The sequence below is a fragment of the Microbacterium elymi genome, from assembly GCF_021582895.2.
Lineage (GTDB): Bacteria > Actinomycetota > Actinomycetes > Actinomycetales > Microbacteriaceae > Microbacterium > Microbacterium humicola.
Genome location: NZ_CP091139.2, coordinates 1,044,449 through 1,062,159, shown reverse-complemented (window position 1 = coordinate 1,062,159; position 17,711 = coordinate 1,044,449). Strand labels below are relative to the sequence as shown.

The following is a 17,711-nucleotide window of genomic DNA, read 5'->3' as shown; positions in this document are numbered from 1 at the left end:
TCGGCGCAGAGGCGCCGCGGACCGTCTCCGAGACTCGATCCGGCCTGCCGTTGTCACCCGATCACGTCGTGAGGTCTATCACCGTGTCATTCACATCGGCGGCGTCGGTGTCCCAGAGGGCGGCGAACCGATCGGCGAGGGTCTGCTCGAGGCCCTGGAGAGCCTTCACCCGGAACACGACGGACGCCGCGGCAAGCGGGTGATCGGCATCCCTGGCCGCCTTCGCGAAGCCCTGCGCGACTGCGCGCATCCAGGCCTCGCTGGCCGCCTTGACCGCGGCATAGTTCGCTCCGCCGGCCAGCGGCCGGGCGACCGAGACCGACGAGACCATGGCCAGGCGGCCCGCATCCGATGCCTTCAGATCGTCGTCGAACGCCCGGCTCACGTGCCGCAGCGCGGTGAGCGACCCCTCGAGGAAGCGGAAGTCCTCATCGGTCTGTCCGGCCAGGCCTCCGCCGCCGCGCCATCCGCCCACCAGATGCAGCAGGCCGTCGACGCGGGTGTCATCGCCGCGCAGACGCTCGGCGAGCCCGAACACCGCCTGCTCGTCGGCGAGGTCGCACGCCTCGGTCACCCACGGTGCGCCGGTGTCCGTCGCGTCGATCTGCTCGGCGAGCGCCTCGAGCTTCACCGGGTCGTGTCCGACAGCGACCACGAAGGCGCCGGCATCCACCAGCGTCTGCACGGCGATGCGGCCGCTCGCACTCGTCGCTCCGGCCACCAGCACCGTCCGACCGGTCAGGTCCGTCATCGGGGCATCCTCTCCCGGGGCCTTGGGCCCGCGTCATCCACGGGCCTTGGTCCCGCGTCATCCCGGGGCCTTGGGCCCGCGTCATCCACTGCACATCATCTTCGCGACTGCACATCAAATCTGGCCCAGTTTCATGTGCACCCGGCCAAATCGTACGATTTCGAGAAGAATGCAGGGGGTCAGTCGGTGCCGCGGATGCCGGCGGTCGACGCGATCACGTCGCGCATCTTCTTCTCCAGGGCCTCGTAGAACATCGAGTGGGGGAACTCGTCGTCCAGCACGGCATCCGTGTACCACTTCGGCGGACCGGCGAGCACGTCGTCGGGCAGGCCGCGCGCCCACGCCGACGCCGGGTGCGGCGTCACCACGCCGCTCACCAGCTCGTACGCGGCCAGCCAGTGCGCGATCTTCGGACGATCGATCGACTTCCAGTACAGCTCGTCGATCGCATCCCCGAGCGCGACCACGGCGGCCGGGACGTCGCCCTCCCCGCGCTCACTCGAGCCATCGCCGGCGCGCTGACCCGAGCCTCCGAGCGTGGGGCCCCAATCGAACGCGAGTGCGGTGTCGGTCCAGTGCAGCACGCCCCGCTGGTGCAGCCACGCGAAGGCAGCTGGCCGCCCAGCCCGTCGTAGTTGCGCACCCGCGACCCGGTGATCGCGAACCGGAAGATCCGGTCGAAGATCACCGCGTACTGCACCAGCCGAGCGTGCTCCAGGATCTGCTCCTCGACGGGGGTGCGCTCGTCCTGCGCCTGAAGCCGCGCCTGGATCGCCACCGACTCGCGGAACGCGGTCATATCGCAGCGCATCTCCTCCAGCGAATACAGGAAGTACGGCATCCGCTGCTTGATCATGAACGGATCGAACGGCAGATCGCCGCGCATGTGCGTGCGATCGTGGATGATGTCCCACATCACGAACACCTCTTCGGCGAGCTTCTGGTCCTCCAGCATGCGCGCCGCCTCCGCGGGCAGGTCGAGCTTCGTGATCTCGGATGCCGCCCGCACCACTCGGCGGTAGCGCGCCGCCTCGCGGTCCTGGAAGATCGCGCCCCAGGTGAACGTCGGGATCTCGCGCATCGCCACCGTCTCGGGGAACAGCACGGCCGAGTTCGTGTTGTAGCCGGGGGTGAAATCGATCAGCCGCAGCGACACGAACAGCTTGTTGCCGTAGTCGCCGGCCTCCAGCGCGGCGATGAACTCGGGCCAGATGACCTCGACGATCAGCGCTTCGACGTGCCGGTTGCGCGACCCGTTCTGCGTATACATCGGGAACACGACCAGGTGCCGCAGGCCGTCCACGCGATGCTGCTCCGGATGGAACGCGACCAGCGAGTCGTAGAAGTCCGGGATGCCGAAGCCCTCGTCCGCCCAGCGGCGGAAGTCCACGACGGATGCCGCGAGGTACGCCTCGTCGTGCGGGAACAGCGGCGCGAGCTCGGCGATCGAGGCGACGATTGTCTCGACCAGTTCGGCGGCCCGAGTCTTCTCGTCGGGCACGGAGCCGTCCTGGACCTGGATCGTCTGCAGGGCGGTCGCGGCATCCTTCAGCGCCGACCACGCGGAGCCGTTCTCGACGCCCCGTACGTCTTCGACGACCCCTTCGTCTCGCTCCGCTCGCTCAGTGCGGTGCTCGGGTTCGCCGACGACGGTCTTCTGCGCGCGCTCGGCGTGGACCTGACTCATGGACATGGGAACCTCCGATCTTCGAATGACACGAAATCTTCCGGCTGAATCGCCGTCTTACCGATAATATTACGGTCATGAGCGATTCGCCATCGGATGCTGCACTGGACGCGGTCGACACCCGCATCGTCGCCGAGATCTCCGCCGATGCGCGCACCACGCTGGCACAGCTGGCTCCGCGCGTCGGTCTGTCGGTGTCGGCCGTGCAGGCGCGGCTGCGGCGACTCGAGTCGCGCGGGGTGATCACCGGCTACCGGCCGATCCTCGCGGCCGAGGCAGTGGGCAAGCCGCTGGCGGCGTTCATCGAGATCTCGCCCCTGGACCCGGCCCAGCCCGACGACGCCCCCGAGCTGCTCGAGCATCTGACCGAGATCGAGGCGTGCCACTCGATCGCGGGGGAGGCCTCGTACATGCTGTTCGTCCGGGTCGCCTCGCCGCGCGACCTCGAACGGCTGATCGGCGACATCCGACGTGCCGCCTCGGTGAGCACACGCACGACGGTGGTGCTGCAGACCTTCTACGAGCAGCGCCCGCTCGTGCCCCTCCCGCCCGCCGCGGACTGATCACCGGCGGCCCGGCCTGATCGGCCCGGCCCCCGGCGGCCCGGCCCGGCGACGGCCCGGCGACGGCCCGGCCCCGCGACGGCCCGGCCCCCGGCGGCCCGGCCCCCGATCGGCGAGACAAGGGATTCTCGTCGAAACCGGGGGCCTCCGCCTGGGTTTCGCGGAGGATCCCTGGTTTCGGCGATTCTGCGGGTCGGGCTGCGGTCGGGTCGGGCTGCGGCCGCACCGCGGCGCGGTCGCACCGCGTCCGCGCCGCAACCCCGGCCAGCGGCACCACCCCCAGCCGGCACGGCCCACAGCCCCGCGGAACGGGGCATGATGGGGAGAGGCGTCGCCGGTGTCGTCTGCACACCGCCGCTCGTGCTGGGAGGGGTTATCGATGTCGAACAGCTTCGGAGCGAAGGACACGCTCACCGTCGGAGACAAGCAGTACGAGATCTTCCGACTGGACAGCGTCCCGAACGCCGGCCGGCTGCCGTACAGCCTGAAGGTCCTGCTGGAGAACCTGCTGCGCAACGAGGACGGCGTGACCGTCACCGCCGAGCAGGTCACCGCGCTGGCGAACTGGAATGCGAAGGATGTCGGAGGCACCGAGATCCAATTCACGCCGGCCCGGGTGCTGCTCCAGGACTTCACCGGCGTTCCCTGTGTGGTCGATCTGGTCGCGATGCGCGACGCGATGGACGAGCTGGGCGGAGACCCACAGCAGGTCAACCCGCTGATCCCCGTCGAACTCGTCATCGACCACTCGGTCATCGCCGACAGCTTCGGCCGGCCCGAGTCATCCCGCATCAACGCCGACCTCGAGTTCGAGCGCAACCGCGAGCGGTACCAGCGTGCGATGGGCCCAGCATGCGTTCGACGACTTCGTCGTCGTGCCGCCCGACACCGGCATCTGCCACCAGGTCAACCTGGAATACCTCGCCCGGGTCGTGTTCGGGGCGGACGACAAGGGCGACGGGATGCCGCAGGCCTACCCCGACACCCTGGTCGGCACCGACTCGCATACGCCGATGGTCAACGGGCTCGGCGTCGTCGGCTGGGGCGTGGGCGGGATCGAGGCCGAGGCGGCGATGCTCGGCCAGCCGGTGTCGATGCTGCTGCCCGAGGTGATCGGGCTCAAGCTCACCGGCGAGCTGCGCGAGGGCGTGACCGCCACCGACATGGTGCTGACCGTGGCAGAGCCTGCGGCAGACCGGGGTGGTCGGCAAGTTCGTCGAGATCTTCGGCCCGGGGGTGGCGAACGTGCCGCTGGCCAATCGCGCCACGATCGGGAACATGAGCCCCGAGTACGGCTCGACGATCACCATCTTCCCGATCGACGACGAGACCCTGGACTACCTGCGCTTCACCGGCCGCAGCCCCGAGCGGGTGGCGCTGGTCGAGGCGTACGCGAAGGAGCAGGGGCTGTGGCACGACCCCGAGCACGAGCCGGAGTACTCGCACGTGGTCGAGCTCGACCTCGGCTCGATCGAGCCGTCGATCGCCGGGCCGAAGCGCCCGCAGGACCGGATCCCGCTGGCTGTGGCCCATCGCACCGTCGAGCGGCTGCTGGCCGACCCGACCGCGGACGTGAAGCGGCTGACTGCGCTGGACGATGCGATCGACGACACGTTCCCGGCCTCGGATCCGTTCCTCGGCGAGCCGGACATGTTCGAGCCCGCCGCGGCCGTGACGGTGGCCGAGGACGACGGGGGCGCGATCGATTGGCCGTCCAACCCGGCAACGCTGACCGTCGGCGGCGACAGCTCGCAGCTGGACAACGGCGATGTCGTCATCGCGGCGATCACATCCTGCACGAACACCTCCAACCCGTCGGTCATGATCGGGGCGGCGCTGCTCGCGCGCAACGCGGTGCAGAAGGGGCTGAAGAGCAAGCCGTGGGTGAAGACCTCGCTCGCCCCCGGCTCCCGCGTGGTCACCGACTACTTCGAGCGCTCCGGCCTCACGCCGTACCTCGACGAGTTGGGCTTCAACCTCGTCGGATACGGGTGCACGACCTGCATCGGCAACTCGGGGCCGCTCATCGAAGAGGTGGGACAGGCGGTGGATGCCGGCGATCTGACCGTGGCATCCGTCCTCAGCGGGAACCGCAACTTCGAGGGCCGGATCCATTCCCAGACGCGCATGAACTTCCTCGCGTCGCCCCCGCTGGTGGTCGCCTACGCGCTCGCCGGATCGATGCACGTGGATCTGAACCGCGACCCGCTGGGCGACGGCGACGACGGGCAGCCGGTGTTCCTCAAGGACATCTGGCCGTCCACGCACGAGATCAAGGAGGTCGTGGACTCGTGCGTGGAGGCGCGCATGTTCACCGAGGGCTACTCCGACGTGTACGCCGGCGACGAGAACTGGAACAGTCTGCCGGTGCCCGAGGGCGACCGGTTCGACTGGCAGGATGACTCGACCTACGTGCGCCGTCCGCCGTACTTCGACGGCATGCACGCCGTGCCGGACCTGCTGCGCGACATCACCGGGGCGCGGGTGCTGGCCAAGCTCGGCGACTCGGTGACCACCGACCACATCTCGCCGGCCGGGACGATCAAGCGCGACTCTCCGGCGGGCGAGTACCTGACCGAGCACGGCGTGGAGCCGCGCCAGTTCAACTCGTACGGCTCGCGCCGCGGCAACCACGAGGTGATGATCCGCGGCACGTTCGCCAACATCCGACTGCGCAACGAGCTGGTGGACGCGGAAGGCGGCTTCACCCGCCTGCTGCCGGAGGGGGAGCAGACCTCGATCTTCGCGGCATCCGAGAAATATGCCGAGCAGGGCATACCTCTGATCGTGCTCGCCGGCAAGGAGTACGGCTCGGGCTCGTCGCGCGACTGGGCGGCCAAGGGCACCCTGCTGCGGGGCCCAGGCGGTGCTCGCCGAGTCGTTCGAGCGGATCCACCGGTCCAACCTCATCGGCATGGGGGTGCTGCCGCTGCAGTTCCGTGAGGGCGAGACCGCCGCTTTGCTCGGGCTGGACGGCACCGAGACCTATTCGATCATCGGACTCGAGGGGCAGGATGCCGTTCCGACCGAGGTGACCGTGCGGGTCGAGCCCGACGACGGCGAGGCCCGGGAGTTCACCGCCACCGTCCGCATCGATACTCCGACCGAGCGCGAGTACTACCGGCACGGCGGCATCCTGCAGTACGTGCTGCGCCAGCGGCTCGAGGCCTGAGGGGGAGGCGGCGAATACATCGGACGATGGATGCCGCGGTCCGCGCGCTCCCGTAGCGTGAAGACCGTGTTCCGCCGTCTCACGCCGACCCAGCTCACGGTCGACATCGTCGTCGCGGCGCTGTTCGCGCTGGCGGCGCTGCCGGCCGAGCTGGTGGTCGGGGCGCACGGCTCGTTCCGCCCGCTGATCGACGTCGTCGCCTCGGTGCTGCTGTGCACGATCTTCGGCGCCGCCGTCGCGGTGCGGCGGCTGTCGCCGACGCTCGCCCTGGGGCTGGCCTGGGCCGGCGCCCTCGTGCAGATGGGGTTCGGGCGCTCCCCGAACCTGAGCGATCTGGCCGTGTTCGCGGTGCTCTACACGGCGGCGGCCTACGGCACCCGGGTCGTGTTCTGGGTCGGGTTCGGCTCGGCGCTCGGGGGAGCGTTCGTCGCGACGGCCTACATCTTCCTGGTGATGGGCGCCGCCTCTCTGACCCTCGAGACGCTCACCCTGGCGTCCGCGGTGCTGATCGCGATCGCGTTCGCGCTCCTGCTGTCGTGGACCGTCGGGGCGCTGACGCGCACCGCGCATCGCGCCAAGGCGAACCGTCTGGCCCAGCAGCGCGCCGAGGCGGACGCGGTCGCCGAGCAGGAGCGGGCGCGGATCGCGCGGGATATGCACGACGTGGTGGCGCACTCGCTGGCGGTGGTCATCGCCCAGGCCGACGGCGCGCGTTATGCCGCGGCATCCGACCCTTCGGCCCAGGGGCAGGCACTCGGCACGATCTCGGCGACCGCGCGCGCCGCACTCGCCGACGTCCGGGTGCTGCTGGCCCAGCTGCGGCATCGTCAGGAGGACGGTCCGCAGCCCACCGTGGCGGATCTGGAGGCGCTGTTCGGCCAGCTGCGCGCCGCCGGGGTCGACCTGCGGGTCACGATCGACCCCGCGCCGCGCACGGACCCGCCGACCGCCGTGCAGCTGGCCGTCTACCGCATCCTGCAGGAGGCCCTGACCAACGCACTGCGGCACGGTGCCGGCGGACCGGTGGACGTGAGCCTGGCATGGCATGCCGACCGGGTCGAGGCGGCGGTCCGCAACGCGATCGGCGCGGTGCCGGCCGCGCCGGCTCAGACCCGCGGCCACGGTCTGATCGGCATGCGCGAGCGTGCGGTACTGGCCGGCGGCACGCTGGATGCCGGGGTCGACGGCGACGCGTTCGTCGTGCGCGCGCAGATCCCGATCGGACCGAGCGCGTGACCCGCTCACCGCGCAGGCGCGCGTGTCCGGGACGGCTGCCCGGTCGCGCTATCGTTTTCCGGGTGCGCGCCCGAGATTTACGGGCGCGTCTGCAGATTTCGACAGCGCGACCGGTGGCGCCTGCGACACCGGGCGGAGGAGCCGAATGATCCGGGTGGTGCTGGCCGACGACCAGGCGCTGTTCCGCGCCGGCATCCGCATGGTGATCGATTCGCAGCCCGATCTGCAGGTCGTGGGCGAGGCCTCCGACGGACGCGAGGCCATCCACATCGTGCGCGCGACCCACCCGGACGTCGTGCTGATGGACATCCGGATGCCGGTGATGGACGGGCTGGCCGCCACCGCGGAAGCTGCTGACGGATGCCGATGCTCCGCGCATCGTGATGCTGACCACGTTCGACCTCGACGAGGCCGCCGCCCGCGCGATCCGGCAGGGCGCCAGCGGGTTCCTGCTCAAGGACGCCGACCCCGAGTTCCTGCTGGCGGCGATCCGCACCGTGCACGCCGGGTCGGCCGTGATCGCGGCATCCGCCACCCGTGACCTGTTCGCGCACACGATGGATGCCGCACCCGCCCCGATCCCGGATTCGTACGGCACGCTCACCGAGCGCGAGCGCGAGATCTTCGCCCTGGCGGCGCGGGGGCTGTCCAACGCCGAGATCGCCGCACGCGAGTACCTGTCCGAGGCGACCGTGAAGACGCACATCAGCCGGATCCTCGCCAAGCTCGCCCTGCGTGACCGGGTGCAAGCTGGTCGTGTTCGCGTTCGAGCACGGCCTGGGGCCGCAGCCCGGCCGGGGTCACGCCTGAACCAGCACCGGGCTCACGCCCGAACCGGCACCGCCGCGCCGATCAGCTCCCACGTGACCAGGCGCGGGTCCGCCCCGGTCACGTCGTGCGCCGGGCCGGTGATCGCGACCACCGCCCGCGGCGTCGCGGCTCCGGGCACGCCCGGCGCGACGGGCTGGCGGCGGGCATCGGAACCGGCGCCGAAGCCGCCGTCGTCCCGGCTGGTCGCGGCCGAGGCCGCGGCGTGCGCGCCGACCCACACCTGCACGTCCCCGGGCTCGACGATCCGGACCATCCGCCGGTCGCTGAACGCGAAGCGGGTGCTCGGCACCCGGAAGCGCACGCGCGCCGAGGCGCCCGCCTCCAGGTGCACCCGGGCGTAGCCCAGCAGCTGGGCGACCGGGCGGGTCACCGAGGCGTGCACGTCGTGCCCGTACAGCTTGCACGACGTCGGTGCCGGCCGTGCGGCCGGTGTTGGTCACGGTGACCTCGGCGTCGAACGCCGCGCCCGCCGCACACATGCCGTCGACCGACAGGTCGGTGTAGTCGAACGTCGTGTACGACAGCCCGAACCCGAACGGGCGCACCGGCGTGGAGCGCGAGGCCGTGACATCCGAATCGCCGCCGAGGATGGGATGCAGGTAGGTATAGGGCTGCGCGCCCGTCGACCGGGGGAGCGAGACGGGCAGGCGCCCCGACGGCACCGCGCGGCCGGTCAGGATGTCGGCGATCGCCGTGCCGCCCTCTTCACCGGGGAAGAACGCCTGCAGCACGGCACCCGGACGCGGCCCTGCAGCATCCAGCGCCCAGTCCAGCACGTACGGGCGACCCGTCAGCAGCACCATCACGACCGGGGTTCCGGTCTCGAGCACCGCCTCGACCAGCGCCCGCTGGACGCCCGGGAGCGCAAGCGACTCGGCGTCGTTGCCCTCGCCGACGGTGCCTCGGCCGAACAGCCCCGCCTGGTCGCCGACGACCACGACCGCGACATCCGCGCCGCGCGCGGCGGCGACGGCCTCGGCGAACCCGGACTCGTCATCGCCGTCCACCGCGCAGCCGCGGGTGACGGTGAGCTCGCGACCGGCATCGCGCAGCGCCTCGGCGACGGTCGGGATGCGCACGTCGGACGAGACGCCGGGATGATGGGCCAGCACGTGGTTCGTGAACGAATAGCAGCCTGCAGCGCCTCGGGCAGGTCGCCGTTCGGGCCGATGACCGCGATCCGCGCCGCGGGCTGCAGCGGCAGGATGCCGTCATCGGCCAGCAGCACGACCGACTCCTGCGCGAGCCGTCGCGCGAGTTCGCGGTGCCGCGGCGAATCGAGGTCGATCTGCGCGGGCGGCTCGTCCTCGTAGACATCGGCGTCCAGCAGGCCCAGCTGCTCCTTCTGGCGCAGGCGCGCGCAGCACGGCGCGGTCGACGTATCGCTCGTCGACCTCTCCGGAGCGCACGAGCTCGGCCAGCGGCTGCAGGTAGGCATCGCCGGTGGGCAGCTCGACATCGATGCCCGCCTCGAGGGCGAGCGCGCCGGCATGACCGCGATCGGCGGCGACGGCCTGCATCACCTCGAGGAATGCGACCGAGAAGTAGTCGGCCACCACGACCCCGTCGAATCCCAGCCGCTCGCGCAGCAGCGTGGTCAGGTACTCCGGGTCGGCGCCCATCGGCACGCCGTCCAGCGCCGTGTACGCGTTCATCACCGACGCGGCGCCGCCGTCGCGCACCGCCATCTCGAACGGCGGCACGAAGACGTCGGCGATCTCGCGCGGACCGGCGTGCACCGGCGCATGGTTGCGGCCGGCCTGCGAGGCCGAGTAGCCCACGAAGTGCTTCAGCGTGGCGTGCACGCCGGCGTCCTGCAGACCCTGCACGTACGCCGTGCCGACCGTGCCGACCAGGTACGGGTCCTCGCCGATGCACTCGTCCACCCGGCCCCAGCGCGGATCCTGGATCACGTCGAGCACGGGCGCGAGGCCCTGATGCACGCCGAGCTCGCGCATCGACCCGCCGATCGCCTGTGCGGTCTCGCGCACCAGCTCCGGGTCGAATGACGCGCCCCAGGCCAGCGGCGTCGGGAACACCGCGGCCTGCCAGGCGGCCAGCCCCGTCAGGCACTCCTCGTGCACGATCGCGGGGATGCCCAGGCGGGTCTCGCGCTTGAGCCGGCGCTGCTCGCGCCACAGCCACTGCGCGCGCTCGACCGGGGGGACCGGCCGGGTCCCGTACACCCGCGTGTAGTGGCCGATGCCGTGCTCGGTCACCTCGGCCAAGGCCCCGGCATCCTTCTGCCCGGCGGCCATCTCGCTCTGCATCGGGGCGACGGTGCCGTTCTGGTCGAGCCAATAGCCCACCAGCTGGGCGAGCTTCTCGTCAAGGGTCATCCGGGCGTGCAGTGCTCGCACACGGTCGGAGACATCGGGGAAGGCGGGGATGTCGTGCATCGGCGGTCCTGTCGTGGGAAAGTGAGCGAGGCGTCAGCCCTTGACCGCGCCGGTCAAGCCGCCGACGATGCGGCGCTGGAAGACGAGGAAGAACATCAGTGCGGGCAGGCATCGCCAGCGAGGTGAAGGCCAGGACGCGGGCCGTGTCGACCGAGTACTGCGACGAGAACGCCTGCACGCCCAGGGGCAGCGTGTAGGTGGCCTGGTCGTTCAGGATGAACAGCGGCAGCAGGTAGCTGTTCCAGCTGCCGATGAAGGCGAGGATGCCGACGGTGACCACTCCGGGGACGGCCAGGCGCAGCACCATCCGGAAGAAGAAGCCGAGGCGTCCGGCCCCGTCGATCGCCGCCGCCTCTTCGATCTCATCCGGGATCGCGCGCAGGAACGGCACGAGGATGATCACGGTGACCGGCAGGGCGAACGCGATCTGCGGCAGGATGACGCCGGCGAGGCTGTTCATCAGGCCCAGGTCCTTGACCAGGATGTACAGCGGGGTGATCGCGACGGTGATGGGGAACATGAGCCCGGCGGCGAACAGCGAGTACATCACGCCGCGTCCGTGGAACGTGTAGCGGGCCAGCACGTAGCTGACCATGAGTCCGAGCGCGACGACGCCGATCGTGGTGATGCCGGCGGCGATCAGCGAATTGCCCACCTCGAGCCAGAACGTCTCGCTGGTCAGCACGTCGATGTAGTTCTGGATCACCCAGGGGTTGGGCAGACCCGCCGGGTCGGTGGTGATCTGCGCGTTGGTGCGGAACCCGCCCACCACGATGTAGAGCACCGGGGCGATGCACACCGCGACCAGCACGAGTGCGATGAAGTAGACGACGGGGCTTCCCCACCGCAGCCGTTCCCTCTCGGGGCGGGCCGGCGGGGCGAGGTGCGGGGCGACGGCCGTCATCGCGTCTGCCTTTCGGTGAGAGCGCCGGCGGTGTCGCGACGCAGGACGAAGCGCTGGTAGATCAGCGCGATGATCATGGAGATGAAGAAGATCACGACGGCCACGGCGTTGCCGTAGCCGAAGTTGCCGGCGTCACGGCCGTTGGTGACCATGTAGGTGGCCATCGTCGAGGTGCCGGCGACGCCGGCGACGTACTGCCCCCACACGATGTAGACCAGGTCGAACAGCTCGAGCGATCCGATGATCGACAGGAACGCCCAGATGCGGATGGTGGGGCCCAGGCAACGGCAGCGTGATCCGGCGCTGGATCTGCCAGTACGACGCGCCGTCGATCGCGGCCGCCTCGAACAGCTCGGTGGGAACGCCCTGCAGGCCGGCGAGGAACAGGATGACGGCGAAGCCGATGTACTTCCAGGTCAGGATGAGCATCAGCGTCCAGATCGCGACGCTCGGGTCGGAGAGCCAGTCGGCCTGCAGGAAGCCCAGGCCGATGCTCTTGAGCAGGTCGTTGACGGCTCCGTCGGTCTGCAGCATCAGGCTGAAGCCGGTGCCGACGATGACCTCCGAGATCACGTACGGAACGAAGATCAGCACGCGGATGGCGGTGCGCCCGCGCATCTTCTGGTTCAGCAGGAGCGCGAGCAGGATCGCCACCGGCCCCTGCATGACCAGCGATAGGACGACGATGATGCCGTTGTGCATCAGCGCTTCGTGGAACGTCGGATCCGTGAGGATGATGGCGTAGTTCTTCAGACCGACGAAGTCCGTCGCGGGGCCGTAGCCCTTCCAGTCGAAGAAGCCGTAGTAGGCCGCCATCACGACCGGGAAGATCACGAATCCGAGGAACACGATGATCGCGGGCCCGGCCAGCAGCGTGATCTCCAGCCGCGTGGTCCAGGCGGCTCGCCGTCTGCCGCGGCGGCGTCCGGTCGAGAGCACCGCCGCGTGTGCGGTGCTCTCGACCGATGTGCGCTCCTGAGCAGGAAGCGTCCCGGCCTTCTCGCCCAGGGTCTTGCTCATCGCTTCGACTATCCCTTGGCCGCAGCCTGGTTGACCGACGTGATGATGTCGGGGACGCTGCCCTTGCCCGCGAGCAGGTTCACCACCGCGACGTTCAGCGCGTTGCCGACGTTCTGGCCGTAGAGCGTGTCCAGGTACTGCGACACGTACGGGGCCTTGTTGTAGGCGGCCAGCAGGTCCTTCAGATAGGGCTCGGTGACGATCTTCTGCGCCGCGGTGTTGACCGGCGGCGAGTTGAACGCCTTGTAGTAGGCCTCCTGCTGCGGCTGGGTGACCAGGAAGTTCAGGAACGCGGCGCATTCCTTCTTCGGGGCCTGGGCCGAGCACGAGTACCCGTCGACGCCGCCCATGATCGCGGCCGGATCACCCGCGCCACCGCTGACGGTGGGGAAGGGGAACCAGGCGAGGTCGGGCAGCGGCTTCGTGTCGGGGGTCAGCGACGCGATCACGCCCGGGTCCCATCCGCCCATGAGCTCCATCGACGCCTTGTGGTTGGCGACCAGGCCTGCCGAGCTGCCGGCGCCCTGCTGTGCCGAGGTGGTCAGGAAGCCGGGCTGGAACGGCTTGGTGTCGGCGAACTTCTTCAGCTCGTTGCCGGCGGCCGTCCAGCAGGGGTCGGTGAACTTCAGCGACTTGGCGGTGTCGTTGAGCGTCTGCTCGCTGCACAGGCGCAGGGCGAAGTTGTAATACCAGTGCGCGGCGGGCCAGGCATCCTTCGCCCCGACGGCCACCGGGATCACACCGGACTTCTTCAGCGCGCTCACGTCGCTGTTGAACTCGTCCATGCTGGTCGGCGGCTGGGTGATGCCGGCCTTGGAGAACAGGTCCTTGCTGTAGAACAGGCCCTCGGGCAGCACGTCCAGCGGCATCGCGTAGACCTTGCCGTCGATCGATTCGGCCTTGATCGCGCCCTCACCGACCGACTGCTTCGTCTCGGCGGTGATCGAGTCGGTGAGGTCCATGACCTGACCGGCCTCGACCATCGCGGCCATCTTGCCGCCGCCGCGCTGCAGGAACACGTCCGGCGGGTTGCCGGAGTTCAGCGCCGTCTGCAGCTTGCCGTCCAGCTGCTCGTTCTGGATCGACTGCACCTTGACGGTGACATTCGGGTTGTCCTTGTGGAACGCCTTCGCCGCATCGATCCAGTACTGCTGGCCGGGGCCGGTGGTGCTGTTCTGCCACAGGGTGAGCGTGACCCCGCCGTTCGAGCCGTCGCCTCCTCCGGTGCCGCCGGAACAGCCGGCTGCCACCAGGGCGACGCCCGCGGCAAGCGCGACGAGCGTCGCGCCGCGAACTTTCCTCTTCATCGTGGAAACTCCTTCATTTCGTGGGCGCGGCGTTGCGGTCTGCCGCATCAGCGAGATTGGCATGCTCGATCAGCCGATGTCAAACGTTTTCGATATCGTTTTCGATATCGTTATCGTTTTGACCGTCAGTTTTCCCTCCGTGAGGTAGCGTGAGCGTCGTGACCGCCGATTCCGTCCGCCCCGCCATGCCTGCTCGCGTGACGATCCACGACGTGGCGCGTGCCGCCGGGGTCTCGGTCGCGACGGTCTCGAAGGTCGCCAACGGGCGGTACGGCGTCGCACAGCGCACGATCGAGAAGGTCTCGGGCGTGATCGAAGAGCTCGGGTACGAGACATCCCTCGTCGCGCGGAGCCTGCGCAGCCACCGCACCAACGTCATCGGCATCCTCGTCGCGGGCTTCGAGCCGTTCTCGGCCGAGCTGCTCAAGGGCATCTCGGCGGCCGCGGTCGAGTCCGGCTACGAGCTGCTCGCCTACGCCGGCGCGCTCACCGACGACACGTTCGTGGGCTGGGAGCGCCGGTCGCTGTCGCGCCTGGCCGGGACGCTGATGGATGCCGCCATCATCGTCACCCCGACGGTGCGGCTGCCCGGCGTCTCGATCCCCGTGGTCGCCATCGACCCGCACGCGGGCAACGGGGACGTGCCCGCGGTCGACACCGACAACGTCGAGGGCGCCCGCATCGCGATGCGGCACCTGATCTCGCTCGGGCACCGGCGGATCGCCCATGTGCGCGGGCGCGGCGATCTGCAGTCCGCGGTGCTGCGTGAGCAGGGGTATCGCGAGTCGCTGGCCGAGGCGGGCATCCCGTTCGATCCGGAGCTGGTGCGCGAGGGCGCGTATTGGGGCAAGTCGACCACCCGTGCCGCGCAGGAGCTGCTGAGCCTGCCGGAGCGGCCCACCGCGATCTTCGCCGCGAACGATCTGTCCGCCGTGCGGGTGCTCGACGTCGCGCAGGAGATGGGCATCCGGGTGCCCGAGGACCTCTCGATCGTCGGCTTCGACAATGTGCCCGAGGCGGCCGCCACCACCCCGCAAGCTGACCACGGTCGCCCAGCCGCTGCACGACATGGGCGCGCAGGCACTGCGGATGGTGCTGGAGATGCTGCGTCGCGGCGAGCCCGAGCAGCAGTACGTGCACCTGCCGGCGCACCTCGTGGTGCGCCAGAGCACCGGCCCGGTCCCCGTGCCCCCGGCTCACGATCGCGCGCGGTGAACCCCGCCCCGGCCACCGGGGGACGAGCGCTCGCCGCCCGCAGACTCTCGCTTCCGCCCGCCGCATCAGAGGCGGGCGGCGAGCCAGCGGGTCTGACGCAGCCACTGCTCGGTCTGGCCTCCCTCGTGCCCGTTGAACTCGTACACCTCGATCGCCTTGTCGGGCGAGGCGCAGTGGTTGAACGCGGCGAACACGCTCGAGGGCATGACGATGCCGTCCATCAGCGCGACCGAGAAGCAGACGGGAGCGCCGAGCCGCCGGGCGAAGTTGACGCCGTCGAAGTACGACAGCGTCGTGAACACCTGGTCGACGGCGGTGCGGTGCACGGCGAGGTACTGCTCGACCTCGCCGAACGGGTTGCCGGGCGTCAGCTCCACCGAACGGCGGAAGTGGCACAGGAACGGCACGTCCGGCATCGCGGCGAACACCCCTGGGTGCAGCGCGGCCGCGGCGAGGGTGATGCCCCCGCCCTGGCTGCCGCCGGTCACGCTGATGCGCGTCCGGTCGACGAACGGCAGGGCCGCCGCCGTGTCGACGAGCCGCACCGCGTCGGTGAAGACCCGCCGGTAGAAGTAGCTGTCGGGGTGTCGGATGCCGCGGGTCATGAATCCCGGAACGGCGCCGTCCGAGCCGTGCGGGTCGGGGGTCTCGCCGCCGGTGCCCCACCCGCTGCCCTGGCCGCGCGTGTCCATCAGGATGTGCACGTAGCCGGCCGCCGCCCACTGCAGGCGCTCGCCGGGGATGCCGCGTCCGCCGTTGTAGCCGATGAACTCGATCACCGCCGGCAGCGGTGTGTCGCTGCGCGGACGGGTGACCCACGCGCGGATCGGCTCGCCGCCGAATCCCGCGAACGTGAGGTCCTCGATGACCAGCTGGCTGATCGGGGTGTCGGCGGCCATGAGCAGGGGATCGGTCGCCGCGGCGCGCGACTCGTCCAGCGTGCGGCGCCAGAAGTCGTCGAAGTCCGCCGGCTCGGCCACCTCGGGGCGATAGTCGCGGAGCTCGTCGAGGGTGAGGTCTGTCAGCGGCACGCCACATACCGTACACGCTCGGGTCACCCGTGCCTGCGCGGGCGGCCCCCGCCGACAGCGCACGCGGCCGCTCGGGATTCCTTTAGCCTGAATCGAAGTGCTCCGACTCGGGGCGCGCCGGGTGGCGCGACGCCACACTCGACCGAGGGAGTGCCCGTGGGCATGGATTCGCCGCCCCTGGACCGCAGCACGGACTTCCGAGACAGCGGACTTCGGTTCCCTCCGGGCTTCACGTTCGGCTCGGCGACCGCGGCCTACCAGGTCGAGGGCGCCGCGCACGAGGACGGGCGCACTCCGTCGATCTGGGACACCTTCAGCCGCACGCCGGGTGCGGTGTGGAACGGCGACACCGGTGACGTCGCGTGCGACCATTACCACCGCTGGGAGCAGGACCTCGACCTCATGGCCGAGCTGGGGCTGGACGCGTACCGGTTCTCCCTCTCGTGGCCGCGGATCATCCCGATCGGCCGCGGCGCTGTGAACCAGGCCGGCATCGACTTCTACTCGCGCCTCGTCGACGGACTCCTGACCCGCGGCATCCGCCCCGTCGCGACGCTGTACCACTGGGACCTGCCGCAGGTGCTGGAGGATGCCGGCGGCTGGCCGGTGCGCGGGACGGTCGACGCGTTCGAGGAGTACGCGGCTGTCCTCGGCACGGCGCTCGGCGACCGCGTGCACACCTGGACCACGCTCAACGAGCCCTGGTGCACGGCCTACCTGGGCTATGGCCAGGGCGGCCACGCGCCCGGCCGACGCGAGCCCGCCGCCGCCCTCGCCGCCGTCCACCACCTCAATCTCGCGCACGGCCGGGCGGTCGAGGCGCTGCGCGCCACCTCCACCGGCACCCCGGAATACTCCGTCACCCTCAACCTGCACGTGGCCCGGGGCGATGCCGACGCCGTCCGGCGCATCGACGCACTCGGCAACCGGGCGTTCACCGGCCCGATGCTGCGCGGGGTCTACGACGACGACCTGCTCGCCGACACCGCGGCGGTCACCGATTGGGGGTTCGTGCAGGACGGCGACCTGCGCCGCATCCAGCAGCCGATCGACGTGCTCGGCGTGAACTACTACTCGACCGTGACGGTCCGCACCTGGGACGGCGTCTCGCCGCGGCAGAGCAACGACGGCCACAAGCCGACCGTCGGCGGCACGGCCTGGCCGGGCAGCGACGAGGCGGTCGAGTTCCTTCCGCAGCCCGGGCCGCACACCGCGATGGGATGGAACATCGCCCCCGACGGGCTGCTCGACCTGCTCCACTCGCTGCGCGACGAGTTCCCCGATCAGCCGCTGATGATCACCGAGAACGGTGCCGCGTTCGACGACGTCGTCGCCGCGGACGGGGCCGTCCACGATGTCGACCGCGTCGACTATCTGCGTCGCCATCTCACCGCCGCCCATCGCGCGATCGAGGACGGCGTCGACCTGCGCGGCTACTTCGTGTGGTCGCTGCTGGACAACTTCGAGTGGGGGTACGGCTACGCCAAGCGCTTCGGCATCGTTCGCGTCGACTTCGACGACCAGCGGCGCATCCCCAAGGACTCCGCCCGGTGGTTCCGCGAGCTGGCGACCACCAGGGTCATCCCCGGCTGAGC

8 protein-coding genes and 7 pseudogenes are annotated in these 17,711 nt (G+C 70.3%); 8 read left to right on the top strand and 7 right to left on the bottom strand.

Annotation, left to right across the window (positions count from 1 at the left end; genetic code table 11):
- Positions 1-61: 61 nt before the first annotated feature.
- Entirely contained in the window at positions 62-751 is a 690-nt protein-coding gene (locus tag L2X98_RS05685) for an SDR family NAD(P)-dependent oxidoreductase (RefSeq protein ID WP_259612599.1), read from the bottom strand.
- A 179-nt stretch (positions 752-930) separates the two neighbouring features.
- Positions 931-2,444 (bottom strand): annotated as a pseudogene (locus tag L2X98_RS05680) (DUF6421 family protein).
- Positions 2,445-2,515: 71 nt separating this feature from the next.
- On the opposite strand from L2X98_RS05680, the gene L2X98_RS05675 reads away from it, so the two are divergent.
- The 5 genes and pseudogenes from L2X98_RS05675 (at position 2,516) to L2X98_RS05650 (ending at position 8,219) form a co-directional block, all read left to right on the top strand.
- Positions 2,516-3,001, top strand: a complete 486-nt coding sequence (locus tag L2X98_RS05675) for an Lrp/AsnC family transcriptional regulator (RefSeq protein ID WP_259612598.1) — start codon at positions 2,516-2,518, stop codon at positions 2,999-3,001.
- Between the two features lie 379 nt (positions 3,002-3,380).
- Positions 3,381-5,885 (top strand): annotated as a pseudogene (locus L2X98_RS05670) (aconitate hydratase); the annotation flags it as partial.
- A gap of 30 nt (positions 5,886-5,915) precedes the next feature.
- Positions 5,916-6,173: a hypothetical protein gene (locus tag L2X98_RS05660; RefSeq protein WP_259612597.1), complete on the top strand. Its 258-nt coding sequence runs from the start codon at positions 5,916-5,918 to the stop codon at positions 6,171-6,173.
- Positions 6,174-6,239: 66 nt separating this feature from the next.
- Positions 6,240-7,409 carry a sensor histidine kinase gene (locus L2X98_RS05655; protein WP_259612596.1) on the top strand — a complete coding sequence of 390 codons (1,170 nt, stop codon included), beginning with the start codon at positions 6,240-6,242 and terminating at the stop codon, positions 7,407-7,409.
- A gap of 145 nt (positions 7,410-7,554) precedes the next feature.
- A pseudogene (locus L2X98_RS05650) lies at positions 7,555-8,219 on the top strand (response regulator).
- Between the two features lie 13 nt (positions 8,220-8,232).
- Here L2X98_RS05650 and L2X98_RS05645 read toward each other — a convergent pair.
- The 4 genes and pseudogenes from L2X98_RS05645 to L2X98_RS05630 all read right to left on the bottom strand — a co-directional run bounded on the left by L2X98_RS05645 (position 8,233) and on the right by L2X98_RS05630 (position 13,870).
- Positions 8,233-10,639, bottom strand: a pseudogene (locus L2X98_RS05645) (beta-xylosidase/alpha-l-arabinosidase).
- Positions 10,640-10,672: 33 nt separating this feature from the next.
- A pseudogene (locus L2X98_RS05640) lies at positions 10,673-11,543 on the bottom strand (carbohydrate ABC transporter permease).
- A pseudogene (locus L2X98_RS05635) lies at positions 11,540-12,563 on the bottom strand (carbohydrate ABC transporter permease). Before L2X98_RS05635 ends, L2X98_RS05640 begins: the two co-directional pseudogenes overlap by 4 nt.
- Before the next feature lie 8 nt (positions 12,564-12,571).
- Positions 12,572-13,870, bottom strand: a complete 1,299-nt coding sequence (locus tag L2X98_RS05630; RefSeq protein ID WP_259612595.1) for an ABC transporter substrate-binding protein — start codon at positions 13,868-13,870, stop codon at positions 12,572-12,574.
- Positions 13,871-14,055: 185 nt separating this feature from the next.
- Between L2X98_RS05630 and L2X98_RS05625 the strand changes: the two are divergent.
- Positions 14,056-14,850 (top strand): annotated as a pseudogene (locus tag L2X98_RS05625) (LacI family DNA-binding transcriptional regulator); the annotation flags it as partial.
- 25 nt (positions 14,851-14,875) lie between these two features.
- Positions 14,876-15,085 (top strand): substrate-binding domain-containing protein, encoded by a 210-nt coding sequence (locus L2X98_RS20145; protein ID WP_354002999.1) that lies wholly within the window; start codon positions 14,876-14,878, stop codon positions 15,083-15,085.
- A gap of 65 nt (positions 15,086-15,150) precedes the next feature.
- Here L2X98_RS20145 and L2X98_RS05615 read toward each other — a convergent pair whose 3' ends face one another.
- The gene (locus L2X98_RS05615) at positions 15,151-16,116 is read right to left on the bottom strand and encodes an acetylxylan esterase (RefSeq protein ID WP_259613205.1); all 966 of its coding nucleotides are present in this window, start codon (positions 16,114-16,116) and stop codon (positions 15,151-15,153) included.
- Between the two features lie 162 nt (positions 16,117-16,278).
- Between L2X98_RS05615 and L2X98_RS05610 the strand changes: the two genes are divergently transcribed.
- On the top strand, positions 16,279-17,709 hold the full coding sequence (locus L2X98_RS05610; protein WP_259613204.1) for a GH1 family beta-glucosidase: 1,431 nt from the start codon (positions 16,279-16,281) through the stop codon (positions 17,707-17,709).
- The last annotated feature ends 2 nt before the right edge of the window (positions 17,710-17,711 follow it).